This is a genomic window from Sphingomonas sp. MM-1, assembly GCF_000347675.2.
GTDB classification, from domain to species: domain Bacteria; phylum Pseudomonadota; class Alphaproteobacteria; order Sphingomonadales; family Sphingomonadaceae; genus Sphingomonas_E; species Sphingomonas_E fennica.
In genome coordinates this window covers 1,721,353-1,747,051 of the sequence record NC_020561.1, presented here as the reverse complement: position 1 = coordinate 1,747,051, position 25,699 = coordinate 1,721,353, and the positions used below count along the sequence as shown (strand labels likewise).

General features: G+C 63.3%; 23 protein-coding genes, 1 tRNA gene and 2 pseudogenes. 15 read left to right on the top strand and 11 right to left on the bottom strand.

From position 1 onward, the window contains the following. Positions 1 to 150: 150 nt before the first annotated feature. From G432_RS08545 to G432_RS08535, 3 genes and pseudogenes are all read right to left on the bottom strand, one after another. Positions 151 to 1,233 (bottom strand): annotated as a pseudogene (locus G432_RS08545) (conjugal transfer protein TraC); the annotation flags it as partial. Further along, positions 1,230 to 1,868: a TraV family lipoprotein gene (locus G432_RS08540; RefSeq protein ID WP_015458422.1), complete on the bottom strand. Its 639-nt coding sequence runs from the start codon at positions 1,866 to 1,868 to the stop codon at positions 1,230 to 1,232. The pseudogene G432_RS08545 and the gene G432_RS08540, both read right to left, overlap by 4 nt. 35 nt (positions 1,869 to 1,903) lie before the next feature. After that, positions 1,904 to 2,299: pseudogene (locus G432_RS08535) on the bottom strand (TrbI/VirB10 family protein); the annotation flags it as partial. Here G432_RS08535 and G432_RS08530 point away from each other — a divergent pair. The 4 genes from G432_RS08530 (at position 2,274) to G432_RS08520 (ending at position 4,049) form a co-directional block, all read left to right on the top strand. Beyond that, positions 2,274 to 2,789 (top strand): tyrosine-type recombinase/integrase, encoded by a 516-nt coding sequence (locus G432_RS08530; protein ID WP_015458420.1) that lies wholly within the window; start codon positions 2,274 to 2,276, stop codon positions 2,787 to 2,789. The pseudogene G432_RS08535 and the gene G432_RS08530 overlap by 26 nt on opposite strands. A 539-nt stretch (positions 2,790 to 3,328) precedes the next feature. Continuing rightward, positions 3,329 to 3,544, top strand: coding sequence for a hypothetical protein (locus tag G432_RS08525; protein ID WP_015458419.1), 216 nt, complete (start codon positions 3,329 to 3,331; stop codon positions 3,542 to 3,544). Further along, a complete protein-coding gene (locus G432_RS23210; protein ID WP_015458418.1) occupies positions 3,541 to 3,726 on the top strand; it encodes a hypothetical protein in 186 nt (61 codons plus the stop codon). The genes G432_RS08525 and G432_RS23210 overlap by 4 nt, the downstream gene beginning before the upstream one ends. Next, positions 3,723 to 4,049: a hypothetical protein gene (locus G432_RS08520; protein WP_015458417.1), complete on the top strand. Its 327-nt coding sequence runs from the start codon at positions 3,723 to 3,725 to the stop codon at positions 4,047 to 4,049. Before G432_RS23210 ends, G432_RS08520 begins: the two co-directional genes overlap by 4 nt. 21 nt (positions 4,050 to 4,070) lie before the next feature. On the opposite strand, the gene G432_RS08515 is transcribed toward G432_RS08520, so the two are convergent. The 5 genes from G432_RS08515 to G432_RS23205 all read right to left on the bottom strand — a co-directional run bounded on the left by G432_RS08515 (position 4,071) and on the right by G432_RS23205 (position 7,321). Continuing rightward, positions 4,071 to 4,421 (bottom strand): restriction endonuclease, encoded by a 351-nt coding sequence (locus tag G432_RS08515; RefSeq protein ID WP_041864850.1) that lies wholly within the window; start codon positions 4,419 to 4,421, stop codon positions 4,071 to 4,073. Positions 4,422 to 4,488: 67 nt separating this feature from the next. Then, positions 4,489 to 5,585 (bottom strand): IS3 family transposase gene (locus G432_RS22525; RefSeq protein WP_443024284.1). Its coding sequence is split into 2 segments (ribosomal slippage): positions 4,489 to 5,421 and positions 5,424 to 5,585, totalling 1,095 coding nucleotides; the frame shifts between segments, so codons are not numbered across the junction. Between the two features lie 221 nt (positions 5,586 to 5,806). Further along, positions 5,807 to 5,995, bottom strand: a complete 189-nt coding sequence (locus G432_RS08500; RefSeq protein WP_015458414.1) for a hypothetical protein — start codon at positions 5,993 to 5,995, stop codon at positions 5,807 to 5,809. 283 nt (positions 5,996 to 6,278) lie between these two features. Further along, complete coding sequence (locus G432_RS08495) at positions 6,279 to 6,698, bottom strand: hypothetical protein (RefSeq protein ID WP_015458413.1); 420 nt, start codon at positions 6,696 to 6,698, stop codon at positions 6,279 to 6,281. Positions 6,699 to 6,712: 14 nt separating this feature from the next. Then, positions 6,713 to 7,321 (bottom strand): hypothetical protein, encoded by a 609-nt coding sequence (locus tag G432_RS23205; RefSeq protein WP_015458412.1) that lies wholly within the window; start codon positions 7,319 to 7,321, stop codon positions 6,713 to 6,715. 191 nt (positions 7,322 to 7,512) lie between these two features. On the opposite strand from G432_RS23205, the gene G432_RS08485 reads away from it, so the two are divergent. From G432_RS08485 to G432_RS08455, 7 genes are all read left to right on the top strand, one after another. Beyond that, positions 7,513 to 8,655, top strand: a complete 1,143-nt coding sequence (locus tag G432_RS08485) for a helix-turn-helix transcriptional regulator (protein WP_041864849.1) — start codon at positions 7,513 to 7,515, stop codon at positions 8,653 to 8,655. A gap of 618 nt (positions 8,656 to 9,273) precedes the next feature. After that, a complete protein-coding gene (locus tag G432_RS08480; RefSeq protein WP_015458410.1) occupies positions 9,274 to 10,008 on the top strand; it encodes an ArdC family protein in 735 nt (244 codons plus the stop codon). A 157-nt stretch (positions 10,009 to 10,165) separates the two neighbouring features. Continuing rightward, positions 10,166 to 11,515, top strand: coding sequence for a tyrosine-type recombinase/integrase (locus G432_RS08475; protein WP_015449377.1), 1,350 nt, complete (start codon positions 10,166 to 10,168; stop codon positions 11,513 to 11,515). Further along, the gene (locus tag G432_RS08470; protein ID WP_037465845.1) at positions 11,512 to 13,302 is read left to right on the top strand and encodes a hypothetical protein; all 1,791 of its coding nucleotides are present in this window, start codon (positions 11,512 to 11,514) and stop codon (positions 13,300 to 13,302) included. The genes G432_RS08475 and G432_RS08470 overlap by 4 nt, the downstream gene beginning before the upstream one ends. Beyond that, on the top strand, positions 13,299 to 15,512 hold the full coding sequence (locus tag G432_RS08465) for a phage integrase (RefSeq protein ID WP_015449375.1): 2,214 nt from the start codon (positions 13,299 to 13,301) through the stop codon (positions 15,510 to 15,512). Before G432_RS08470 ends, G432_RS08465 begins: the two co-directional genes overlap by 4 nt. 49 nt (positions 15,513 to 15,561) lie before the next feature. Then, positions 15,562 to 16,464: an ArdC family protein gene (locus G432_RS08460; RefSeq protein WP_015449374.1), complete on the top strand. Its 903-nt coding sequence runs from the start codon at positions 15,562 to 15,564 to the stop codon at positions 16,462 to 16,464. Next, a complete protein-coding gene (locus G432_RS08455; RefSeq protein ID WP_015458409.1) occupies positions 16,461 to 16,730 on the top strand; it encodes a zincin-like metallopeptidase domain-containing protein in 270 nt (89 codons plus the stop codon). Before G432_RS08460 ends, G432_RS08455 begins: the two co-directional genes overlap by 4 nt. A 622-nt stretch (positions 16,731 to 17,352) precedes the next feature. Here the strand turns inward: G432_RS08455 and G432_RS08450 are convergent. Further along, positions 17,353 to 17,427, bottom strand: a tRNA-Gly gene (locus tag G432_RS08450). 210 nt (positions 17,428 to 17,637) lie between these two features. On the opposite strand from G432_RS08450, the gene G432_RS08445 reads away from it, so the two are divergent. Together G432_RS08445 and G432_RS08440 are read left to right on the top strand one after the other, a co-directional pair. Continuing rightward, positions 17,638 to 18,534, top strand: coding sequence for a tetratricopeptide repeat protein (locus G432_RS08445; RefSeq protein WP_015458408.1), 897 nt, complete (start codon positions 17,638 to 17,640; stop codon positions 18,532 to 18,534). After that, positions 18,531 to 19,178, top strand: a complete 648-nt coding sequence (locus G432_RS08440; protein WP_015458407.1) for an LON peptidase substrate-binding domain-containing protein — start codon at positions 18,531 to 18,533, stop codon at positions 19,176 to 19,178. Before G432_RS08445 ends, G432_RS08440 begins: the two co-directional genes overlap by 4 nt. A gap of 152 nt (positions 19,179 to 19,330) precedes the next feature. Here G432_RS08440 and G432_RS08435 read toward each other — a convergent pair whose 3' ends face one another. Beyond that, positions 19,331 to 19,879: a hypothetical protein gene (locus tag G432_RS08435; protein ID WP_015458406.1), complete on the bottom strand. Its 549-nt coding sequence runs from the start codon at positions 19,877 to 19,879 to the stop codon at positions 19,331 to 19,333. Positions 19,880 to 20,142: 263 nt separating this feature from the next. Between G432_RS08435 and G432_RS08430 the strand changes: the two genes are divergently transcribed. Beyond that, positions 20,143 to 23,103, top strand: a complete 2,961-nt coding sequence (locus G432_RS08430; protein WP_041865263.1) for a TonB-dependent receptor domain-containing protein — start codon at positions 20,143 to 20,145, stop codon at positions 23,101 to 23,103. Positions 23,104 to 23,206: 103 nt separating this feature from the next. Here the strand turns inward: G432_RS08430 and G432_RS08425 are convergent, their stop codons facing one another. After that, the gene (locus G432_RS08425) at positions 23,207 to 24,307 is read right to left on the bottom strand and encodes a hypothetical protein (protein ID WP_015458404.1); all 1,101 of its coding nucleotides are present in this window, start codon (positions 24,305 to 24,307) and stop codon (positions 23,207 to 23,209) included. A 62-nt stretch (positions 24,308 to 24,369) separates the two neighbouring features. Here G432_RS08425 and G432_RS08420 point away from each other — a divergent pair, with 62 nt between their 5' ends. After that, positions 24,370 to 25,662, top strand: a complete 1,293-nt coding sequence (locus tag G432_RS08420) for an aspartyl/asparaginyl beta-hydroxylase domain-containing protein (RefSeq protein ID WP_015458403.1) — start codon at positions 24,370 to 24,372, stop codon at positions 25,660 to 25,662. The last annotated feature ends 37 nt before the right edge of the window (positions 25,663 to 25,699 follow it).

The window sequence follows — 25,699 nt, the reverse complement described above, 5'->3', positions numbered from 1 at the left end:
ACCGGCAACAAGAGAGCGAGGAGCGTCCAAGACAGGCCATCCACCGCTACCAAGGGACACGCTTGGTATTTGGGTCCAAGAATAGGTCCAAGCGCATTGCGGGACCGTCATGACTACCTTGAAAATCAACGGCATGCGCCATAAATGCCGCTTCTGCATCGAGAAGGGCTGCGGCTCGCCCTCCCACAGCCGCTTGGCGCGCGCTGCGAGATCGCGGGCATGGGCACGGTCGCGGCCGAACACCCAGATGGTCGGGATCACCCGGACGAACTTGCTGTTGCCCGCCTCGTCGAGGATCCAGCCGATCTCCTCGATCTGCTTGCCGACCTCGACCGCGAAGCTGCCCGCCGCCTTCTGCGCCGAGAGGATTTGTGCGCGTTTGTGGATCTCGAACTGCGAATGATCGAACAGGATGTTGAGCGTGTAGAGGAACGGCCCGCCAATCTGGTCGCTGTCCTCGGACGCGCCGCGCATGCCGCCCATCAGGCGATTGGCGCGTTCGGCGGTGATTCTGCGCGCCGGCGCCTTGGGCGTCAGGCAGCGCGCGACCTGGTTGCCAAGGAACACCTCCGCGCCCTCGAACACGAGATCGGGGCCCGCATCGATGATCTGCTTGGCGATCGGCGGTGCGCCGGTGGTCGATCCGTCGGCGAACACACCCGGCGCCGGATCGGCGACGCCGTTGAAGATGCGTCGATAGAAGGCGACCATCTCCTGCGGAGGCAGGCGGCGAATTCCGAGCTTTGAGAGCTGCTCCTCGACCTGCCGCCGCAGATCCTCGCCGAGCGGCCGCCGCGTCTTGATCGAGAGCAGCGTGCGGAAGTTGCGCACCGGGATGCCATGCAGCGCCTTCAGGCCATGACGACCCTCGCTCAGATAGGCATGGGCGCGCCGCGCCGAGGCCTGGATCAGCGGATCATCGCGGGTCTTGAGGTCGAGGAAGGCATCGAGTGCATCGTCGATCAGCGGATCGGCGAAGGTGTGGAGCTGGAGGACCGTCCCGTCCGGGAAGTGGATATTGAGGAGACCCTGCAAGGCGCTCTGGACATGGCCGAACATATAGGCGGTCGGAACCAGCTCCCAGGCATGGCCCCAGGTATCGTCGATGCAGAGAAAGGCCTCTGTCTCGTCATCCCAGGCGACGAGCGGCAGATAGTCCGAGAAGCTGTCGCGCCGGACGGCGTTGCGAAGGCGGGCGTAGGAGAGGCCGCTGCTCGATGCCGGCGGGCTCACGGCTTTGGCTCCGGTGCCGGAGCGACGATCGCCGGCGCGGGCGAGGTGGTCTCGCTCGACGCAGGTTCGCCATCCGGCGCGGCAGGTTCACGGACCTGCCCGAGGATAGGCGCTTGCGATGCGCGATCGGGCGCGCCGACGAGTGCGCCGCCCACGACCCAGACGGGCTTGTCGACCACCGAGTAGACGTACCGAGGCATATAGAGGCGATCCGGGCGCTGGCGATCGGCATAGGGCAGGATCAGCGTGCGCACGGTCCGTGCGGGCTTGAGCATCGGCGTGACCGGCGCTTCGACCAGGTCTTTCAATTCGCGGTAGACGCTGTCGCGATAGTTGCCATAGGCGTTGCCCGCGGCCTCGTTCCGCGATCGCGCGCTCCTGCGGGCGGTGTCCTGGCCGCGCAGCATGGCGCGGTCGTTGGTCACCTTCGGGTCGGACTTCGAAGCGACGCCCGCGACCGCGTCCTCATAGGCCCGATCGGGATGAATGCACTGGCCGTGGTCGCTGTTCTTGCAGTCGAACTTCTCCGAATAGGGCGACATCATCGCGCCCACCGTCGCGCAGCCGCCCAGGGCTGCGAGCAGGCTGAACGAGAGCAAGGTTCGATGGAGAGATTTGTAGGCCAGCACGCACATGGCGGAACCTCCTGTGGATTGGGGAAGGCGTCGCATCAGAACTTGCTTCCGACCGATGGCTTGATCTCGAGCGCGAGACCTTCCTGAATGACGACCACGACATCCTTGGCTGCGCCGACTTCGACGACCGGGCCCGCCTGACGGGCGAGGTCGAGGTAGAAATCGGTGAGCTTGTCCGATGATTTGGAGAGGCCGCCGGCAATGCCCGACTTGGCGGCATCGCCCGCGTCGAGACTGCGCACGCTGCCGAGCGCCGAGGTCGAGAGGCTCCCGAACGATCCTTCGACCGATTGCGAGATACCGGCGATCGTCCCGGCAATGAACGACCGCGCAAGCGTCGCGCCGGCTCGTGTCACGACCTTGCCGGACAGACCTTTCTTGCCGTCGGCATCGACGAAGAAGCCTTTGATCGCCTGGTCCACCACCGCATGCAAGGGCAAAACCCGCAAGCTGATTGCTCCGATCAGTGTCGGGAAATACCTCGACCGCATCCGCGAGCTTTCCAAGGCAACCAAGCCTGACGATCATGTCTTTACGATTATCAACGGCAAACCGGCAAAATGGCTCTATCGGGACACCGTCGAAGAGTTATTGAAATACACCGACCTTCGCGAGGGTCCGAGCGGCATTCCCCGCACCACCTATTGCTTCCGCCATACCTACGCCACGCTCCGGCTTTCCGCCGGGGTGGATGTCTATATCCTCGCCCAGCAAATGGGCACCTCCGTCAAAATGATCGAGCAGCACTATGGGCATGTGAACACCATCAAACATGCCGACCGCGTGCTTATGGGCATCGGCGGATGGGATGCGATGCATGCCGAAATGAACGCCGAAATCGACGAGCTGGAAGCCAAGGCCAAAGAGGTGCAGTCCATCAAAGCCAAGCAGACGGACAAGCCGAACCGCCCCAAACGCTAGCGCGCATCGTACCAGCCATCGAGTTCGATGGCCGATGCAACAGAGCTATGCGTTTCTGCCGGAGGTCACGACGCGCCGCTGGCGCTCCTCGGTCGTGGAGTCCGGCCAAGCGGGCACGGGAAAAAGGCGCGCCGAGCTTCAAGCGCCCCTGTGATCGCGTCTTTCCGCGAAGCCGTTGCCTCAGCCGCTGGCGAACCAGAGGCATTGGATAGCGGAGCCTGCCCTCATGCAGGCCACTCTTACCCCAAAATCGCCATATCTCAGGATATGCCGCCGACCTTTTGAACTGTCACTGCACCCTTTGCAGGCGTGGGCTTTGTTCTCGGCTCCGTCCTGAATTCCCCTTGTCTTATTTGCATCCCCATCGGGCAGCGTCATGCCCCCTGCCATGCGCGGGCGCTCATGGCGTCAACAGGAAGCCTCGGCTCCCCCGTCCGCAGGCGTCCGGTCCCCCCAATTTTCCTGTGTGACGCCGCGCCATCGCGCCTGGCTCTCCGTGGGCACGCCCGAAAGGGAAATGCAAACCAAGGAGAAAAGACATGACGAACAAATCCGAAACCAAAGTGCCCGCGCTGATTGCGTGGCACGTCAGAGAAGCCAAAGGCGGCAAATCCTTCTGGACGCGCATCGGGGCCGCTTGGCCCCACCAGAACGGCGACGGCCATACCCTGCAACTCGACCTCTATCCGCTAGACGGTCGCATTGTTCTGCTCCCCCCGAAAGCCGACGAAGCGGCGGAAGGCGGTGCAGCATGACCCGCAGCCAGCGCCTCTCCAGTGGGCTTAACAGCATCTTTGACCACGTCAGCTTTATGCTCGACAACTACGATAGCATCACCGGCGACGCACGCCGCGACCTCCAAGAGGTACTCTACATCGTCGGCGCGGCTCAGGACGAAGCCGCCCAACTTCCCATCGCAGAGGGAGGTGCAGCATGAGCCGCCTCTGCAAACGCTATACGGAGCATCACGAAACCGTCTGGAACGGCGTGACCATTTCCATCAGCTACGAACCGCGCTGGCCCAGCCTTGCCGACGATTACGGCCTCGACACGGCCTACCTCGAAATCGAGGCCATCGCGCCAGAGCGTGCGCCGCTTCCCATCACGGAAACCGGCTACCGCTCGCACTTCACGACGGCAAATGCCGTCGCCGCCATGGGCGGGCCGGTGGCCCTTGTGCGCACATGGCTCGACGAGGAAGCGGCCTCGTCGGACTGGCGGCGGCACGAGGCCGCCGCGCGCCAGCTCACCCTCTTTTGAGGGTGATGCTGGTGGCGGGCATCAGCAATGCTCCATCAGGTCTTCAATATTTCTGGCCCTGATGTAGCTGGCAGGATTTTCGTCAACGGCGAGCGCCTTGAAGTGCGCCTCGCCACAGGCGATCTTTGCCGCTTCATTACCGCGCAAGGCGTCGTCGAATAGATCACCCTTGGTTTCGACAACGAAGTAGAGGCGTTCCTCGCCGTCCACCTGCACCAGCACAGCCCAATCGGGATTGTAGGTGCCGAGCGGCGTGGGAACTTTGAACCAACCGGGCAATTTGGCGTAAACTTTCACCGCCTCATTCTTTTCGAGCTGTTCGGCGAAAGTGCGCTCGACGCCACCGGAATCGTAGATAACATGCTCAAACACGGATTTCTGCGTGTCTTGAAGCATGTTCTTGAGGTAGCCGGTGACGTGCTCCCCTTTTCTCCTCCACTCATAAGTAGAGTCCGGGGTTGCCAGGGTGCCCTGGCGGGTTGGGTTGTGCAACCCGCCCGGCAGCATTGGCGGGCGTCAGCCCGCCTATCCCGCTATGCGGCCGCACGTAGTTGTAGTCGTCGCGCCATGCCCGCAGCACCGACCGCGCATGGCTGAGGGACGCGAACAGCGTCTCGTTCAGGCATTCGTCGCGCAAGCGACCATTAAAGCTCTCGACGTAGCCGTTCTGCTGCGGCTTGCCCGGCGCGATATAGTGCCACTCGATCCCCCGGTCCTGCGCCCAACGCAGGATCGCGAGGCTGGTCAGTTCCGTGCCGTTGTCGCTCACGATCATCAGCGGCTTGCCGCGAACCGCGATGATCGCATCGAGCTCGCGCGCCACACGAGCACCCGACAGCGACGTATCGACCACCAGCGCGAGGTTCTCCCGCGTGAAGTCGTCCACCACCGCAAGGATACGGATACGCCGGCTGCACACCAGCGTGTCGCTCACGAAGTCCAGGCTCCAACGCTGGTTCGGACCTTGCGGTAACGTCATCGGTGCTCGCGTGCCCATCGCTCGCTTGCGGCCCCGCCGGCGCCGCACACGCAAGTTCTCCTCGCGATATAGCCGCAGCAGCTTCTTGTGGTTCATCACGATGCCCTCGCGGGCCAGCATGGTCCCCAGCCGCCGGTAGCCGAACCGGCGACGTTCAAGCGCGATCTCGCGAAGACGCGACCGCAGGTCGCCATCATCACCACGCCGATGCGCATAGCGCATCGACGATCGATCCACGCCAAGGATGGCACAGGCCCGACGCTCGCTGATGCCGAAGGCCTGCCGAACATCCTCGACAGCCCTTCGACGAGCGGCAGGCCCGAGGCGCTGCACGGCACCTACCGGCTGCGCAAGGCGCTGGGTGAGGGGCTTTGGGCGGAGATGCTTCCCGGGCAGCTTGATGGCGACACGTCCATGCCGCCATACGTCGCCTTCCACTTGTAGAATGTCGCACTGCTCACGCCGTGCTTGCGGCACACATCCCCCGTCTTCGAACCGGCCTCCTGCTCCCGCAAGATCCCGATAATCTGCTCCTCGGTGAACCTGCTGCGCTTCATCGTCGTCCTCCTTCATGAAGGACTCTAGCTCAGACTGGCGGAGTTTCAGGGGATGCCCGCTCTGGACGCTGCTGTGGAAAAGAACAGGTACAGTTCGCTTCCTGATGTGGACACGCTTGTTGCCAACGGCCACCTGCTGGCCGCGTAAGACAAGGCGCTTTCCTCCGAGAAAAGCCGCCAGCGGAGTCTCGTCCGCTGGCGGTTTTCTTTTGGGCGGAGGCTTAAAAGCCCGGCCCTTTGACGCGGCGCGTGATGATCGCGCGGTTGATGTTTTCGAGGGATGCCAGCGCATTCGCGCGCTCGGTGGTGGCGGGCTCGGTGAAGGCCAGTTCCTGCTGCACGCGGTAGAATTTGGAGTGCAGAGCGGTTTCCGGCAGGTTGTCGAGTTCGGAAGCGACGATGAGGCGCATGGGCTGTCTCCCTATTGCTTGAGGCCGCAACCACTACGGCCTTTCATGCCCCCCGATGACGCCAGCGGGATTGCCGGGTGCATCCGTAGGACCGCAACGGAGAGAAGAAGCCCGCACGGGCTTGCGCCCAGCAGGCAAGACCGCTGGCAGGGTGCATGATGGATAGGACGTATGAGGGCGGACACGCAGGGAGATTGCCCCGCGCCGGTTTCTGAATCGCCCTGAACCTCGTGTTTGCCGGAGCCAACCGCCTGAATCCCATCCGCGCGCGGATGGTGGAGCTTCACCCCCTGAGCATGTTCGCCGCCTGCGTGTAGTTGTACGCCTCGTAAATCGTCCACAAACCGCCCGCGATAAACACGACGCCGATCAGGAAAACGAGCGTCATCACGCCAAGCGCGATGAGCGTCGCGCCCATCAGATAGCCGACCGTCGTCGGGATGCTATAGACAGCGCGCGTCTTGTCGTTCCGCAGTGCAAGGGCCTTGAACACGCCGTTCTTTTCGCGTCCGGCCAGCGTCACCTCATCGCCATCCCGAATGTCCGGCACATCGGCCAGCTTGATTTGCGCGGAGCGCTCGCCCACCCGAAACGCGATGACCTGTCCTGTTTTCACGGAGCCGCCATTGCGGCCCACCGTGCCGCGCGTTTCGGTGGAATGGCGGATACCGCTGACAGGCCCGCTCAGTGTGGTGAGTTCCATATCTACCTCTATGTTCAGCGCGTCACGTCGCTGATGTCATTGGCGCGCCAATCAGGCGGCATGCTCGATTGGGCGCAGTAGCGGGCGCTGTGTTCCCAGCCGCTTGCACTCTTGGACGTAAACGCCGTATCGCCCTTGAGCGTATAGGTCGTGACGCTGGTTTCTGGCGGGACGTTGTCCTGCAAATCCCCGCAGGCTTCCGTGACGCGAAAGGTGTTCGGGCCGGATTGCTCGATCTTCTTGAACTCGCAGAAATCCCGCGCGCCCCCGATGCCTTCGCGGCGCAGCAGCGTCGTGGTGGCGTTGGAGGCTTGGCCGCAAGGCGTGTCGCTAGCGACATAATAGCCGCGCTTGAGCGGCAGCACCGTGACCACCGCAGCTTCCACCTGAGCCGGAGGCGCCCCCGGCGTTGCGGGTGCAGAGACAGGGGTTGTGGTGGCAACTTTGGTTGCTGCGGTTGCGTCCGCCGCGTTGCCGTTCGCCGGTGCAGCTACGCCCTCTGTGACGGTGGCATTCTCCGCCGTCGCGGCGTTCTGATTTTCCGCCGTATCGGCGGGCTGGCCGCAGGCGGCAAGCCCCGTCGCCAAGATCAGCGGCATTATGATGAAACGGGTTTGGCTCATGACATCTCCGCGCGTGAAAATCCTTCCCGCTACGGTTAAGGTGGCGCGGAGGCCCATTCGTCCCCTAAACAGGGGAGAAATCACGAAGCCTTGAGCAATGCCGCCATGCGGCGTTGTTCATGCAAGGTTATTTGCAGGGCGGATAAGGTTAACTGTTGTCACCGCATAAGTACGGGGAGCGTTACGCGGCCATGCTGTCCCAAGAAGTCCTCGAACCCCGTCTCTCGGGATTGATTGCGCATCTATACGATGCAGCGGTGGACGATAGCCTTTGGGCGGGTACAGCATCCCGCATCGCGGAAACGCTCGGCTCGACCAGCACTGTTCTTAAATTGCACGGCGACAATGCCCGCGTGAACCTTCTCGAATGCACGGACAACCTCATAGTGTCCGAGCGGGAACAGGCTTGGGCGGACGACTGGCACCGCAAAGATTTATGGGTTGAGCGCAGCGTAGCTTACGGCATGCAGCGTATCATCACCGACGAGGATTTGGTAACGCGCGAGGAACAGGCGCGCAGCGGCTTTTATCAGGAATGGCTCCGGCATCTGGATATTCATCATATGATTGGTGCGGTGTTTCCGGCAGCGGACGGGGCGATTGGCGTTCTCGGCATCCACAGGCCGCAGGGTGCGGGAGCCTATACCAACCACGAACGGAAGCAGGCGGCACTGGTGCTGCCGCACTTGCAGCGGGCGCTGCGTCTCGGGCAGCGCTTTGCGGCGGTATCTCAATCCCATGCCGCCGCCTTGCAGGCCCTCGACAGGCTGGATACGGGCGTGCTGATGGTGGACGGCACGGGCCGTATCATCCACGCAAGCGACATGGCGGAGCGGCTGCTGCACGAGAATCCGGAGCTTGCGGTTATTCGCGGGCGGCTGGCGCTGCGCCCGCCCGCCCTTCACGATAAGCTCTTGGCGCAGGTGCGCGGGGCGATGGATACCTCGCGGGGTAAGATTGCCAAACCCGGCTCTGCGCTCGCCATTCCGCGTCCGCATCGCATGCCGCTGGCCCTTGAGGTTGCCCCCTTGCGCCCCTCGGCTTCCGCCTTTGGCGAACAGCTTCCTGCCGTGCTGGTGTTCATCCGCGACCCCGAAGCGCCGCTCCCCGCCGCTCGCCTGCGCGAGCTGTTCGGCCTTACGCGCACCGAAGGCGCGGTTGCAGCCGCTCTCGGGCGCGGAGCCTCGCTTGAGGATATAGCCGTAAATATGGGCATCGGCCTCGCGACCGTGCGCAGCCATCTCAAGCGGATTCTGGCCAAGACAGGCACCCATCGGCAAGCGGAAGCGGTGGCGTTGCTGGCGCGCAGCGTTTCGACGACTGTATGCCGCTAGACTGAGCCTTTGGCGCGAGTGCGCAGCGCTAACAAGAGTTCAACTTCGAGCGTTGGATGAGAGAAAGTCTTCCAGCTTCTCGCAGAGTGTCCAATAGAGAAAATTGACGTCAGATAAGTATCCATCTGAAACGCTGGCGTTTGACTTTAAAGACTCGACTATCTCTGTATGAAGTTTATCAAATCGCTTCATTGTGTTTTCGAGTTGATGAATCGGAATTTTGTTCATAATTATATCCATAATTATTTGATTTATAATGACATATCTTACGATTTAATCCTCCGATTATCGAGGGCGCGTCCGGTGGAGCCGGAGTGGGCTTTATGCCTTGCGGCACCGCGCAGCCGCGCAGCCGCGTCTCTGCCATCCGGTAACAATCCCGCGCGCGGATAAGGCGCGGCCTTTGTCCGCATTACTTCTTTCTTTGGGGGCGTGCCGCCCTTCACCGTCAAGACCAAGCCCCAAGACAAGCTTGGGTGCGGAAAACGGGAGCCGTGTAGTCGCTGCGCTCCGGCCCGCGCCATCCCCCGTTTTCCGGTCTGGACGGCTGAATCCCCGCTCATTGCCGCGTGGCTAGTCGGTTGCATGCGCAACCCATCAGCCAAGGAAGAAAAGGCAATGAAACAAGATGTTTATGAGAGAGTAACGGCCCATATCGTGACCGCATTGGAAAGCGGCGTCCGCCCGTGGTTCCAGCCGTGGAGCGCCGAACATGCCGCAGGGCGCATCACCCGCCCGCTGCGCGCAAACGGTCAGCCCTACCGTGGAATCAATGTCCTGATGCTGTGGGGCGCAGCCTGTGAGCGCGGTTATAACGCGCCGATCTGGATGACCTACAAACAGGCGCAGGAGCTTGGCGGCAACGTCCGCAAAGGCGAGAAGGGAAATCTTGTCGTTTACGCCAACACTATCACCAAGACCGAAACCGACGAGAACGGGCAGGAATCCGAGCGCGATATTCCTTTTATGAAGGGCTATACCGTGTTCAACGTGGAGCAGGTGGAGGGCTTGCCCGCGCATTTCTATGCGCTGGCCGAGCGTCCCGCCGATACCTTGCAGCGCATTGCGCACGCCGAGGTTTTCTTTGCCGCCACCCGTGCGGATATTCGCCACGGCGGCAGCCGAGCATTTTTCAGCCCCGCACAGGACTTTGTGCAAATGCCGCCCTTTGAAGCCTTCCGCGAAGCCGAAGCCTATTACGCCACCCTTGCCCATGAAATGACCCACTGGACGAAAGGCGCGAACCGCTTGGAGCGAGATTTTGGCCGCAAGCGGTGGGGCGATGAAGGCTATGCGATGGAGGAACTTGTCGCATTATCTGGACAGTCTGCACCGCATGGCACTTTGCAGTAGGATGTGGTGATGGACGCCGACGGTAGGCAGTTATCAGGCTGGCCGTAGCGCTGACCCAAGAGCTGGCGGAGGCCAGCCTGATAACTGACGGGCCATAGGGCGCAACGGTGCGAGGTCAGCTTCCGGGTGGGGGGTCCGGGGGGAGGGTTTCGCGCTGATGTCGATCATCTCTGTCTGCGAGCGTCGCGAGGCCAAGGGTCTCGATGCGCATGTGCCGCTGATCTTGCGCGACGACGCGCTTTACGATCCCGATCTGGATCGCTTCTTTCTCGACCTGCCGCTGTCGGGCGTCCGCTCGCGGCACTCGCTTCGCGCCTGTGCCTACGATGTCGCGGTCTGGCTTCGCTTTCTCGATGCCTTTGGCAAGACCGTGTGGACTGCGACCCGCGACGATGTGGTCGCCTATCATCGTGAGCGACGCCGCGACGAGGCTGATAACCGGATCACGGCGGCAAGCTGGAACCGGGCCGTCGCCAGTCTCGATCGCCTCTACCGCTGGGGCGAGCAGCAAGGGCTGATCGCCGAGGCGCCGTTCAGCCGCCGTGCCGTGTGGCGACCGGCGCAGGGCGGCCGTCGCGGCATGATCGCGGCGCGCAACGACGCCTATGAACGTGTCGCGAGGCGGTCGGATGTTCGGTTCGTCCCGATGGACGACTACCGCATTTTCCGTGAGGTCGGCCTGCGCGGTCTCGCCCCTGACGGCACCGAGCGCCCTGGCGCGCGCGATCGGAACGGGCTGCGCAACGCGCTGTTCGCCGATCTTCTCGTCACCACCGGCCTGCGCCTCGAAGAGGCGTCGTGCCTGCTCGCTGCCGAGCTCACGGCGATCGACCGCGAAGACGGTGATGGACAACAACTTTGGCTGCCTCTCCCGCCGCCGCTCACCAAGGGCGACCGAGGACGCAGCGTTCTGGTCCCGCGCCGGCTGCTTCGTCAGATCGCCGCCTATGTCGCCGTCGAACGGGCCGCAGGCGTTGCCAAGTTTGCCGCGCGCGATGGCGCGGCCAGTTTTGAGCGACCGATCCCTGTCACTCGCGCCGGTCTCGACCGCATGCGGGATATCTGCACCCCGGAGGAACGATGCCGCCTGATCCTGTGTGATGAGGATGGAACGCTCCGGGAGCCGGCGGCGCTATGGCTGACCGAGGTCGGGCAACCTGTCCGTCCCAACTCGTGGGAGGTGATCTTCACTCGGGCCTGCAAGCGGTGCGCGGAGAACGGTTTTCCGCTGTCGATCAGCCCGCACCAGCTTCGCCACACCTTCGCAGTCCATATGCTCGCGTTGCTGATCCAGCAGCGACTACGCGAAGCCGCATTGCCGGCGGGGGCGGTAGAGAGCTACCGGCTGATCTTGGGCGACCCGCTGCAACAGGTGCAACGCCTGCTCGGCCACGCGAGCCTTACGACCACCTATATCTACCTCGACCATATCGCGACCCGCGCCGATACGGTCGACGCAGCCGTAGAGGAGCTACTCGCGCTGCTGCCGGGACCGCAGGGCGCATGAGCGGGCGTCCCCGCAGGGGCCGGCCTGTCGCTTTCGCTCCGATCACCCCGGAGGCTGTGCAGCCCGATCCGGTGCTCGGCCTCAAGTTCACCATCGAGGCGCGGCATGGCGGGACCGTCCTGGTCGATATGACCGGGCTCGAGCCTCGTCCGCTCGCCATTGCCTTTGCCGGCGCGCTCCATCGGTCAGCGGCACTCGGCGGATCAATCGGTGCGGCCAGCGTCATCAAGCAGTATCTCCAGGTCTATCGTCACTTCTTCGCCTGGCTTGCCGACGAAGCGCCGAAGGTGGCCGGCATCAGTGATCTCCACGCGGCCCATATCGATGGTTTTTCCTCCACGCTCGAGCGACTCGGGAAGAGCGCGATCCACCGGCACATAATCGTGGGCAAGGTGATCAACACATTGCGCATGATGGAGGCAGATCGGCCCGACCGGATCGCGCCCGACCTGCATGAGCGGCTTCGTTACACGTTGGCCACTTCGGCAGGTCGCTCGACCCCGCGCGATGCCTACAGTCCGTTCGTCGCTCGCGCACTGCGCGACGCCGCAAGGGCCGATATCGAAGCGATGTTCCGCCGTTTCGGCGCCGATGACGACCACACCGATGAGGGCGATCCGATCATCGCCAGGGCGCGCGCTGAAGTCGAAGCGGTCATCGCGCGGCAGGGCTTTATCGTCGCAGACCATCCCGCGCTGAAGAGCCTCTATTTCATGCGCGCACGGCGCGGCCTGCCGATCAGCACGCTGGTCGATGACCTGCATCGCCGCCATCATCTTCACGTCACCGATATCCCCCCATTGTTCGTGCTACTTTCGCTCGATACTGGCCTGGAGCCCGAGTGCTTGAAGGCGTTGACGGTTGATTGCCTGGCCAACCCATCCGCTGGCACTGTCGAGTTGCGTTACCTGAAGCGACGCGCCCGCGCTGCCGAGCACAAGAGTATGCGCGTGCGCGACGGCGGCATCGGCACGCCAGGTGGCCTTATCCGCCGGCTGATCGAGGTCACGGCAGTTGCGCGCCAACATCTGTCCGCTGATTGTCTCTGGGTCTACCACAACGCTGGCGGGCTGCACGCCGGTATTCGTCATCCGCGCGAACGTCTCGATGCGTGGGTGGCTCGGCACCGGATTGTCGATGACGACGGCAAGCCGCTCTACCTTCTGCTTTCCCGCCTTCGCAAGACCCACAAGGCGCTGTGGTACACCAAGACCGAAGGGCATATGGCTCGGTTCGCGGTCGGGCATAGCCGTGAGGTCGCCGCGCGCCATTACGCGGATCTACCCTCGCTCCGGCCCCTGCACGAGGCCGCGGTCGCCGATGCCTTCCGCGAGGCGGTCGCCGCTGCGATGCCGACCATACTCCCGCCCACTGCGGAGCAGGCACTGCGCGAAGGGCCCGAACAGGCCGCGCCGCTGATGCCGCCAGATACGGTCGATCCGCTGCTCGACGGCGAACAGGATGTCTGGCTCGCCGCTTGTGCGGGCTTCCATCGCAGTCCCTTCGCCGAGGTTGGTTCGCCCTGTTCTCAGCCTTTCTGGGGGTGTCTCCATTGCCCCAACGCTGTCATCACCGCGCGCAAGCTGCCCGCGATCCTGGCCTTCCTCGCATTCGTCGAAGATCAACGGCAGGGCCTGCCTGGTTCTGACTGGATGGCCAAGTTCGGGCAGGTTCATGCCCGGATAGTCAACCAGATTCTGCCAGCATTTTCCGATGCGGTCGTCGCCGAAGCGCGGCTGCGCGCAACCGACGAGCATCTCTATCTCCCGCCCGAGACGCGCGCATGACGGCCCCCGCCTATGTCCCGGCGCTCGCGTTCGATGATCGGCCCGTGTTGACGATTGTGCCGCTCAAGCCGGGCCATTCCCGTGAGGCACTGTCGCGTGTCGGTGACCCGAGCTGGGATCTTGGACCCGCTGTTTTCCGCGAGAACGCCCGGCGCTGCCATGTCACCGTGCATTTCGACGTGCTTGAACATGCCGATGTGCAGGCGACGATGCGCGCCTATCTCTATGCCCGTCTCAACGTCGATCTCCCCGGCTACCGTCCGAAGCTATTGCCCGCCTGTATCCGGCAAGCGTTCAATCGGGCGCGGCGCTTCTTCGGTTTTGCGCGCGGACGACTGGGTGTGCTCGACCTTAGCCGCATCGATCCCGCGCTGATCGATGCTTATGCCCGCCATCTGCGTGATGATCCCGCAAGGAGGCCCGTCATCGTTGGCCACCTTCTCGAGGTGATCATCGATCTATACCATTACCGCGACCATCTTCCCGGTGGCGGCCTGTCGTTTGAGCCTTGGGAAGGACGGGCTCCTGCGCGCGTCGCTGGCTATCGGCATGTCCGGGAGAACCGCACACCGCGTATGCCCGAGGGGATCATCACCCCGCTGCTGGCCTGGTCGCTGCGCTATGTCACCGTCTTCGCGCAGGATATTTTCGCGGCCCGGCGTGAGCTTGATCGCCTCGAAGCCCAACGTGACCGCTGGTTTGCTGCCGAACGGGGACTGGCACACGCCGAGCGTCGTCAACGGCAGCGGATGCGATTGCAGCGCTATTTCCGGTCGCGCGCGCGGCAAGGCCGAGGCGTACCGGTCTGGGTAAGCCCACCCAACGGATCTGCCTCCATCGATCCGGCCAGCGGGACGACCATGCCAGTCGTCAACGTGCAGCTTCTCCATCTCCACGTCGGGGTCGACGCCGCCGCAGAACCGGCGATGCACCTTACTCTCGCTGGCGGTGCTTCCGATCTCATTGAAGCTGCCATCGCGGATATGGGCGTCGAACCTGGCGGTATGGATACGCCGATCTCGATTGATCCCGATCGTGGTTTACCATGGCGGCCCCGTTTCGATGCCAAGTCCCTTATCCTCGAAGAGCGCATGCTGCAGGCGGCAGCCTATGTGGTCTGCGCTTATCTGACCGGGATGCGCGATTGCGAGGTGCAGGCGATGCGTCGGGGATGCCTGACCCTCAAGCGGAGTGAGGATGGCGTCGTGTCACGGCACCGCGTGCGTTCCACCGCCTACAAGGGCAAGGGTAGCGGGGGAGCGCCGGCCGAGTGGGTGACCATTGCTCCTGTCGCTGATGCGATCAGTGTGCTCGAGCTATTGTGCAAGCGTGCGGCCGACGCTCGCGGCCTTGATACACTCTGGCCCGTGCTGTCACTGACGCGGAGCCGCAAGTCGCACGTTTCCGCGGAGATCGTCCGTCAGATCAACGCCTACCGTGACCATCTCAACACGCTGTTCGGTTCGGACGAGGCGCCCGCTATTCCGCCAGGACCGGACGGCAAGCCCTGGCGGATTACGACCCGCCAGTTTCGCCGCACCATTGCATGGCATATCGCCAACCGCCCCTTCGGAACGGTGGCTGGCATGATCCAGTACAAGCATGCCTCCGTTGCCGCCTTCGAGGGCTACGCAGGAAGCAGCGCCTCCGGGTTCCGCGCCGAGGTGGAGACGCAGCGCGGACTCGGCCAGCTCGACGACTTGCTCGATTATTTCGACAGGCGGCGAGGTGGGGCCTCCCTTTCCGGACCAGCGGGCCGGCGCATCGAGCGCGTCCTCGATGAGACGGCCACGCAACTCAGCCCATTGCCAGCGATGATCGCCGACCGGTCCCGTCTGCGCACCATGCTCGCCAGCCTTGCCCGCACCCTGCATGTCGGCACGCTGGCCGATTGCTTCTTCGATCCGGCAACAGCCTTGTGCCTCAAGCGTGCGACAGATTCCTCGGCGAACCGGCCGTTGACAGCACTTTGCGAACCGACCCGCTGTCCGAACGCCTGCATCGCCGAACGTCACCGGCCCATCTGGGAGCGGAGCGCCACCGAGGCGCGGATGTTGCTGCGCGAGAAGCGCCTGCCTGGATTGCAACGAGCAGCGCTCCAGCACGAGGTTGACCGGATCGAGGGCGTGCTGGCCCAGATCGCGCCTGAAGGCGCGACGCCGCCCTTTCGGGCGGCGGTAGAGGGAGAGGAGGGCCTGGAGATGGGGTGACGGGATGAGGAGCGGGAGAGGCCTGCTTCGCCCGTCGTGGAGATCGAACATGTCCCGCTCATCAGCGCCGGCCGAGCGCGCCGACGTTTATACCCGCATCACCACCGAGATCATTGCCGCCATCGAGGCGGGCGCGGGCACCTGGCGCATGCCCTGGCATCATGATGGCGCCGCCGTCACGCGGCCCGAGAACTTCTCATCCCATAAGCGCTACCGGGGCGTGAACGTGCTCGCGTTGTGGGCGGCCGCACAGGTGAGCGGCTATGCCAGCGGCCTGTGGGGCACCTATCGGCAGTGGCAGGCGGTCGACGCCCAGGTTCGCAAGGGCGAACGCGGCACGACAGTCGTTTTCTGGAAGCAGGCTGCGTCCAACGTCGATCAAGACCATGACGATGGCGATCAGCGGCCCGGTCGTATGTTCGCTCGCGCTTTCACCGTGTTCAACCTCGCGCAGGTCGAAGGTTATGAGCCTGCGCCGGTCACCCTATTGCCGGAGACCGAACGCCTCGCCCATGCCGAAGCATTCGTCGCGGCGCTGAACATTCCGATCACCGAAGGCGCCTACGATGCCCATTATCGCATCGATCTCGACCAGATCTTCATGCCGCCTTTCTCGGCGTTTCACGATGCAGCCGCTCACATGGGCACCCTGCTGCACGAGTCCGGCCACGCCACAGGGGCAAAGCATCGGCTCGACCGCAACTTCCAGGACCGGTTCAAGCGCGATTGGCTGCCGATCGAAGAAGCCTGCGCCGAACTCACCGCATCGTTCGTCCTGGCGGACCTCGGCATTGCCCATCATCCGCGCCCCGATCACGCCGCCTATGTGGCATCGTGGCTCAGTGCTCTGAAGAAAGATCCACGGGCGATCTTCACCGCCGCCAGCAAGGCCCAGCAAGCCGCCGACTGGATGTGGGCGCAGCAGCCCCAGCGCGAGGAGTTGGCAGCATGACCAGCACCTCCGCTCGACCCCCAAAAATTCAAATTAGGGCTGGACTGTCAGGATATGTCGCCGAGCTTGGCGCGGCGTTCCTTTGCGCCGACCTCAGCCTGTCGCCGGAACCCCGTGACGAGCATGCCGCCTATATTGGCAACTGGCTCAAGGTGCTGAAGGAGGACAAGCGCGCCATCTTCAGCGCCGCCGCCCATGCGCAGCGCGCCGCCGATTATCTCCACAGCTTGCAGCCGCAACCCGACGAGGTGAAGGAAGCCGCCTGAATCGAAAACGCCGGAGGGGCGACCCTCCGGCATCTGGCGGAGCCGCCGTCATGGTAAACGGCGGCTATTTCTTATCCCGCCCAACCCACCCCTGAGTAGGCGGCGCGACCTTTGGGCCGCGCCGGACAGAAAGCTTTCAGCCCTGATAATCCTCGAAGCCGCGCTCGCGCTTGCGCGGCACATCTTTATGGCCGCTACACAGCCAGCAGGAGCAAGGGCGGCAATGCGTAGAGGCATTGCGCCCGACCGCGCGCGGCGAATGCGCAGGCGCATCGGAGAGGCCGCGCGACCACAGCTTCATGACACGGCGTGCCCGCGCTTTCATCCGCTCTTCGTCTTGTCTGCGCTTTGCCCGCATTGTCTGACTCTACCGTGTCCCGCGTATTGTACGGACGGCCCACGCCATAACCGATTGTCCGGGAGACGGCCACCGGCGAAGCCAGAATCAGCCCTATAGCCGAAGGGCGAGCCGTTCTGCTTGGCGAAATCTGCGGAGCATAAGGGTGCATTTTCTGCGATACCCGCAAAGCGGTTCCGCAAATTTTTCTGCACAGTACCTACACAGGCTAAAATGGTTGATTTTTGTCTTTGTTTTTCAAATCTTTAGTGGAATCTAAAGATTTGGAGCGGGCGAAGGGATTCGAACCCTCGACCCCAACCTTGGCAAGGTTGTGCTCTACCCCTGAGCTACGCCCGCTCTGGCGTTTCGGCCGGGCGTGCCCGGCGGGTGAGGCGCGGCTAATAGCGGAGGGTTTTCGGGTCGGCAACCCCCGTTGTGAAGAAAAATTGCATGGGCGTCGCAAAGGCGCTGCGGGGCTTGGCAGCGGCGCTCCCGCGCCCACATAAGGGGCTTCGGATATAAGCAGCCTGGACTTGGAAATAGGAGCGGCCGGTGGCGACCTTGGGTATGAGCAGCGCGGATCGCGAGGCGATCGAGACGTTCAAGCGGGACGTGATCGAACCGTCGATGACTGCGCTCGTCATCCTCGATTTCTGGGCGGAATGGTGCGGCCCCTGCAAGGCGCTGGGCCCCGTACTGGACAAGGTGGCGCAGGATTATGCCGGCCGCGGCGTGAAGCTGGTCAAGATCGATGTCGACGCCAACAAGCTGATAGCCGCGCAGTTCCGCGTCCAGTCCATTCCCACCGTCTATGCGCTGTTCCAGGGGCAGCTCGTCGCCGATCTCACGCCCGCCCGCACCGAAAGCCAGCTCAAGGGCATGCTGGACCAGATATTGAAGCAGCTGCCGGTCCAGGGCGCGGACGATCTGCTGGCGCAGGATATCGCGCCCCTGGTGGCGATGGGCGAGGAGGTGCTCGATTCGGGCGATGCCGAGCGCGCGCTCTCCATCTTCAACCAGGTCGCCGAAATGGCGCCGGAGGATGTATCCGTCATCGCCGGCCAGGCGCGGGCGCTGATCGCGCTCGGCCGGGGCGCGGAGGCGGAGGCGCTGCTGGCGACGGTGCCCGAGGACAAGGCCAGGGATGCCGGCATCGCGCGCGCCAAGGCCGCGCTTCAGCTCGCCCGCGATGCGATGCCGGTCGACGATCTCGGCGGCCTGCGCGCGCGGGCGGCCGCCGATCCGGACGATCATGAGGCGCGCTATGAGCTGGCCGGCGGGTTGATGGCGGCGGGCGACCGCGACGGCGCGGCCGATGCCCTCCTCGAAAGCATCGCCCGCGACCGCACGTGGAACGAAGGCGCCGCGCGCGCGCGCCTGCTCAACCTGTTCGAGGCGGTGGGGCTCGAGGATCCGTGGGTGAGCGCCCAGCGCCGCCGCCTTTCGGCCGTGCTGTTCACATGACCGTGGCGGGCGCGGCGGTTCGCCTGTCGATCTTTCCGCTGGCGGGCGCCCTGCTGTTCCCGCGCGCGCTGCTGCCGCTCCATATCTTCGAGCCGCGCTACCGCGCGCTGGTGAAGGACGCGCTGGCCCGTGATCGCCGGATCGCGATGATCCAGCCGCGCGAACCCGAAAGGGAAGGGCACCCGCCCGCGCTCTACGACATCGGCTGCGTCGGCCGGATCGCCCATGTCGAGGCGCTGGACGATGGCCGCTTCAACATCGTGCTGGAAGGACAGAGCCGCTTCCGCGTGGCGGGGGAGCTCGATCGCCCCACGCTGTTTCGGCAGATCGAGGCGAGCTTCGACGATTTCGACGACGATGCCGAAAGCGAGCCGCTGGAGCTGATGATCCGCGCCGCGCTGGAACAGGAATCGAAGCGCTTCGCCACCGCGCGCGGCTATGTGGTCGATTGGGACGCGGTGGCGCGGCTGGACGATGAATCGCTGGTCAACGGCATCGCCCAGATCGCGCCCTTCGACGTGGCGGCAAAGCAGGCCCTGCTCGAAAGCCCCACCATCGCCGAGCGCGCCGACCTCCTCATCCAGTTCATGCAGTTCTTTCGCATGCGCGACGAGGATGATGACGGCCGGACGACATTCCAGTGAGCCGTCGGCGACACACGCTTGGGCGATCGGGGCCGGCTAGGCGGCTATAATTCCCCGCCGCAACGCCCATGGGCCGCATCGTCATAGATGCGACCCCAGGAATGGAATGCCGCCACGGCCGCCCCGGCCTGTCCAGTTCGTGACGGCGCGCTTCAATTTTCGCGGCGCACGCGGATGGCGGTCTGCCCGTCGATATTGGCGAAATAGCTGCCCAGCGCCGCCTGACGGATCTTGATCGGCATGCCCGGCTTGGGCGCGCGGTTGATGCGCTTGGCTTCCGTCTGCACCCAGCGGGCGCCATCCTCGAGCACGATCACCCAGCGATCCTGCGTTCCCTTCAGCGGGCTCGCCTCCTTGATCGTCGATTCGATCTCCTTGATCTCCTCCTCGCGCGCCTTCTCCTTGTCGTTGCCTTCGAAGATGGTCAGCGCCGGGAGGCTCAGGCCGAACAGCGTCCGCTTGGCCTTGCGCACCTGCCCCTTGTCGACCACGACGACGTCGCTCTGGGCCTCGGCGGTGTCGAGGGCGGCCACCCGTTCGTCATAGCAGGCGAGCCGTTGGGCGGCGTCGGCGATCGATCGGCACTCGATCAACTTGGTGAAGATCTCGGGCCTCCCTTCACGCTGCTCCGCGGCAAGCACGAGTGCTGGTGTGGCCAGGACACAGGTGGCCGCCACCCATCCGCTTGCCGAAAATTTCATCGAAACCTCCCCAAATTGCCGATAAATTGCGCAGCAGCTAGAATGCCATGGTCCGGCCTGCTCGGCCACTGTTGCATTTGTGCGACAGCGAATGGCGAACCGCCATTTTACCTGAACCTCAGCTTTACAAGCGTAAAGCCCATCCGGCATCACCCGAGCCATGCCGGAGGGGGTCGGCTGCGCGTCTGTCGCGCATTGGCTGCCGGACGGTTGGGACATTGGGCCGCGCCACGGCCCGACCACACTCCAGAATAAGGGACTGGATAGTGACCAAAACGCAGAAATTCCTGGGCCGTTCGGCACTGAGCACGGGGGTCATCGGCCTCGCGCTCGTCGCCGCGCCGGCCTTCGCACAGGATGACACCGCCAGCACGGCGGAAGATACCGGCACGATCGTCGTGACCGGCACGCTCATCAAGAATCCGAACATCGTCGCCACCAGCCCGGTGTCGGTGATCGGCGGTGAGGAAATCGCGCTCCGTCAGTCGAACACCGCTGAAGAGATTCTCCGCGACATGCCGGGCGCGGTCGCCAGCATTGGTTCGGCCGTTAACAACGGCAACGGCGGTGCCTCCTACGTCGACCTTCGCGGTCTCGGTTCGCGTCGCAACGTCGTTCTGCTTGACGGCACGCGTATCGTTCCCGGTGACGTGAGCGGTCGCGTCGACCTCAACAACATCCCGCTGGCCCTCGTTGAACGCGTCGACTCGCTGACGGGGGGTGCTTCGACGACTTATGGTGCCGATGCGATCACCGGCGTGGTCAACTTCGTCACCAAGAAGGACTTCTCGGGTGTCGAGCTGAACATTAGCAACCAGCTCACCGAAGAGGGTGACGGAAACGTATTCCGCGTCGACGCCACCATCGGCGGCAATTTTGACGATGGTAAAGGCAATGCCGTTTTCAGCATTGGCTATCAACAGTCCGATGCTGTTTATCAGAGCGATCGTCCTTACTCGCGTGAGAGCATCAACTCTTATAACGGCCAGCCCGAAGGTTCGGGTACGGCGGTGCCGGCGCGTTTCTCCGTTCCCGGCAGCGGCGTTCTGCAGATCGATCCGACAACCGGTACGCTCGTTCCGATCTACGCCAGCTTCAACTTCAATCCCTATAACGTGTTCCAGACGCCGTTCGAGCGTTTCAACATGTTTGGCCAGGCGAACTATGAAGTTGCCGATGGTATTGAGGTTTACACGCGCGGTATGTTCTCCAAGAACACCGTGTCGACGATCATTGCACCATCGGGTATCTTCAACAGCTCGATGGAAATTCCGTACAGCAATCCGTATCTGCCCGAGGCTGTGCGCAACCAGTTCTGTAACGCAAATGGCCTTTCCGCGGCCGCTTGTTCGGCAGCTGCGGCTGCAACCGATCCAACGAGTGCTGATTTCCGTACCTTCACCACTAACGTGTTGCGCCGTGCGACCGAATTTGGCCCGCGCATAAGCGACTATGTGACCACTATCTTTGATTATCGTTTGGGCGTGCGGGGGAGCATCACCGACACGATCAATTTCGATGTGGCGGGCGCCTATGGCGAGAGCGAGAATACGCAGACCCAGCGCGGGTATATGCTGATGTCGCGCACACGCGATGCGCTGATGGCGACCAACACCACCAGCTGTCTCAGCGGGAACGAAGGATGCGTGCCGCTTAACATCTTTGGTGGCGACGGTAGCATCAACCCGGACCAGATCCCGTATCTGACCGCCAATTCGACGGTTTCGGTTCGTTCGACGCTGGCTCAGGTCCGCGCCCTCGTCAGCGGTGATTTCGGCGTCGCTAGCCCGTTTGCGGAGGACCCCATCCAATTTGCCGTAGGCGGCGAATATCGGAAATATGGCGCAAAGCAGGAGTCCGATCTGCTCGCGCAGACTCCGGGCGAGTTGGGCGGTGCCGGTGGCGCTGCGCCGAATATTGACGGTGGTTATGACGTTTACGAAGCCTATGGCGAATTAATCGCTCCGCTGGTCACTGATCGTCCGTTCTTCCATAGCTTGCAACTCGAAGCGGGTATCCGTTATTCGAGCTACAGCGTGGACGCTCCGACGTCGCCCAGTTACAAGACCACGACGTGGAAGGCCGGCGGTACCTGGGCTCCGATTGAAGATGTCAAGCTTCGCGGTATGTATCAGCGCTCGGTCCGCGCCCCGAACATCGGCGAGCTGTTTACGCCAGTCACCACTGGTCTGACTAACCTTGCGGTTGATCCTTGTGCTGGCTCGGCGCCGTTGAACGATGCGAATCTGGCTGCGGTCTGCGTGGCTCAGGGGGCGCCGCTCAATCAGATCGGTACGATCAATCAGCCAAGTTCTGGCCAGATCAACATTACCACGGGCGGTAATGTGAATCTTCGCCCCGAAAAGGCCGACAGCTATGTCATCGGTGCCGTGATCCAGCCGAAGGTTGTGCCGGGCTTCTCGCTGACGATCGATTATTATAATATCAAGATCAAGAAGGCGATCACGACGCCGACTGTCGATGACATCATGAGCGCCTGCTTCGATGATGTGACGGCAAGCTCTGCCACGAGTGTCGCCTGTCAGTCCTTTGGTCGTAACCCGGCCACAGGCGGCTTGGATGGTGACCCTGCGACCACGCTGGGTCTGATTGCTAACCTGTCCAACCTGGGTACGATCACGACCGACGGTATCGATCTGACGATGAATTATCGCCATCAGTTCGATTTCGCGACGCTTAACCTGACGTTCAACGGTAACTGGACGAACAGCCAGAAGTTTAAGGCCACCGATACCTCAATTAACCGCGAGTGTGTCGGCTATTACAGCATAAACTGCGGTCTTTCGGGGTCGATCCAGCCGAAATTGAGCTGGAATACCCGTGCTACGCTGAGCTTCGAGAAGGTCGATGTGTCGTTCCTGTGGCGCCATATCGATGGCGTGAAGTTCGAGCCGCTGCAGTTTGAGGCGGACCAGGAGGCGGCTGTGGGCTGCGTTGATCCAAACGGCGCTGATCCCGAAGCTTGCATCGTCGAGCCGGGCTTCCGCAAGATCAAGTCTTACGACTATTTCGATCTTGCGACTCGCGTCGCGGTTTCGGATAATTTCGACGTTACGTTTACGGTTACCAACCTGTTCGATAAGAAGCCGCCGGTTGTCGGCAATTCGATCGGTTCGACAACTTACAACAGCGGCAACACCTATCCGTCGACCTACGACGCTCTGGGCCGTCGCTTCGCGATCGGTGGCCGCGTCCGCTTCTAAGCGGTCGACCGATTGCAAAAAATTGGGGGCGGTCCTTCGGGACCGCCCCTTTTTTATGGGTTGAGGGATAGTCTGAGCGTTACCGGAGGAGGGATCGCGCGGATCAGTCCAGCAACGGCGCCTTGAGCGTCAGCGAAAGCCCCGCGCCTTGGGCGACGATCCCGGCCCAGTGCGCGACCTTCTCGATCTCGTCGCCATGGGTTGCGGTGGCGGTGCGATATTCGGCGGCTCGGGCATCGATGCCGAAATCGCTGCCGGTTTTCGAATGGCGGGTGAATGCGCCGTCGGCCAGGATTTCGGCAATGGCCGCATCGCTCAAGGGAAGACCGTAAAAGGCCGAAAGCGCGCGAAGCGCCTCCTCGGGCCGCGCCATCAGCGTCTCGCTGTCGAGGCTGCGGACCCGTTCTCCGAAACGCGCGATCAGATCGGTAAAGAGCGACTGCTGGGCAAGCCAGCCGACGGCCGCGACCTGCAGGTCGGTTTGGCCGAGATAATCCTTCTCGCTGAAACCGAACGGCGTCAGGCCGTCCATGATCTGGCCCAGCAACTGCTCCCGCACCCAAAGCCTCCCGTCCATTCCTTTCTTCGCGACCGAAGTGAGGAAGGTCCGGAGGGGGGCATGGAGCAGTAAGGCCCGTGAATTGGGGCGCATGCCCAGCATCGCGGTCGCCAAAATGTTCACGATGTTGGATGGCTTGATGACGATTGCTTCGCCCGGCGAAAATGGGCGGCCCAGCAGCCGCAGCCCATGGTCGAGCGCCATGGCGATCCGCTTCGGCTCGCCGCCTCGGCGGCGCCAGCCCACCAGGTCGTTGAGGAGGACGGGCTCCTTCAGCCCCATCGCGTAACCGGGCCGCTCGAACACCCGGGCGAGCAGGGTCGAACAGCAGAAGGCCGAATGGAAGATATAGTGGATCGGGGCCTCCGCCGGCGCGGCCCCGGCCGCTTCGTCCCGGCGCAGCACTAGCTTAGGCGCTTCCTGTGGCAGATAGTCGTCGGTCAGGAAGGTTGCCCGCTCATGCTCGTCGCGCGGCGTGTGCCGGAAATGGACGGCATCATATTGGGGATCATAGCGGTGGGGGAGCCATTCGGCGTCGCGAACCACGTCGAGCGCTGATATCTGCTTGTCGGTCACGCGCAGACTGATCGCACATTGGGCATCGACGCCACAAGCCGGCGAGGCCGCTTGCGCCGCTCCCGCCATCTCATTACTCCTTACATCAGGGTCAATTCCGCCTTGCCAGAGGGGCGTGTCCGTGGGGGACGATGAAACATCAGGATGAACGAGTAGGCCGCCTGCTGCAGGCGGTTGCGAGTGCGCGTCAACAGGGGAACCAAGCCGAGGAACGCCGTCTGATCGATGCCATATTGGCGATCGATCCCGATAATCCGCACGCCAACAACGCCAGGGGAATGGCGGCGCTGGCGGCGCGGGACTTTACCGATGCGGCAAGCCATTTCCGCCGCGCCGCAGAGGCCGATCCGACAGAGCCCGCCCTCTGGATGAATCTGGCGCGGGCCCAGCGCGAGCAGGGTGATGCCGCGGGCGAACGCCAGAGCCTGGATCGTGTGTTCGCCATCGATCAGCGCCATTTCATGGGTCGGCTGCGAAGCGCGGAATTGCACGAGCGCCTTGGCGAGACGGCGCATGCGGTCGAGGCGTGGCAGGCGGTGCTCAGCCTCAGTGCCGGCCTCGATCCCGTGCCGCCGGCGCTCGTCGATGTGCTGGCGCATGCGCGCGCTTTCGTTGCGGAGCAGACGCAGGCCTTCGCCGAGGAGGTCGAGCAGGGCATGGCCGATGCGCGGGCGGATGTCCCGCCAGCGGCGCTGCGGCGCTTCGATGCCTGCCTCGACAACGCCTTCGGCCGCCGCCGGATCTACCGGAACGAATGCTCCGGCGTGCATTATCCTTTCCTGCCGGCCTACGAATTCTTCGACCGGGATCATTTCCCCTGGCTTGCCGAGCTGGAGGCCAATACCGAAACCATCCGCGCCGAATTCGAGGCGCTGCTCGCCCGGTCGCAGCCGATGCGACCCTATGTCGCGATGGACCGGGGCACGCCGGAGAATAAGTGGACCCCGCTCGACAACTCGCTCGACTGGAGCGCTTATTTCCTTTGGGAATATGGCGTCGCCAATGCGGAGGCGCATGCCCTGTGTCCCCGCACGGTGAAGGTGCTGGAGGCCATTCCCCGGGCCGAGATACCCGGCCGCGCCCCCACCGTCTTCTTCTCCATCCTGCGGCCCCATACCCGGATTCCGGCGCATACCGGCGTCACCAACACCCGCACGATCATCCATCTGCCGCTGATCGTGCCCGAAGGGTGCGGTTTCCGGGTCGGCGGGGAAACGCGGAGCTGGCGGGTCGGCGAGGCTTTTGCGTTCGACGATACGATCGAGCATGAGGCCTGGAACGACAGCGATCAGCTGCGCGCCGTGCTGATCTTCGACGTATGGAATCCATTCATCAGCCCGGCCGAGCGGGATTTGCTCTGCCGCTATTTCGCGCTCGCCGATGCCAGCAGCCGCAATCCGGCCCGCGAACGGGGCGGGATGTGATCGCGACATGAAAAGAGGCGGGTCCGTGTGAACCCGC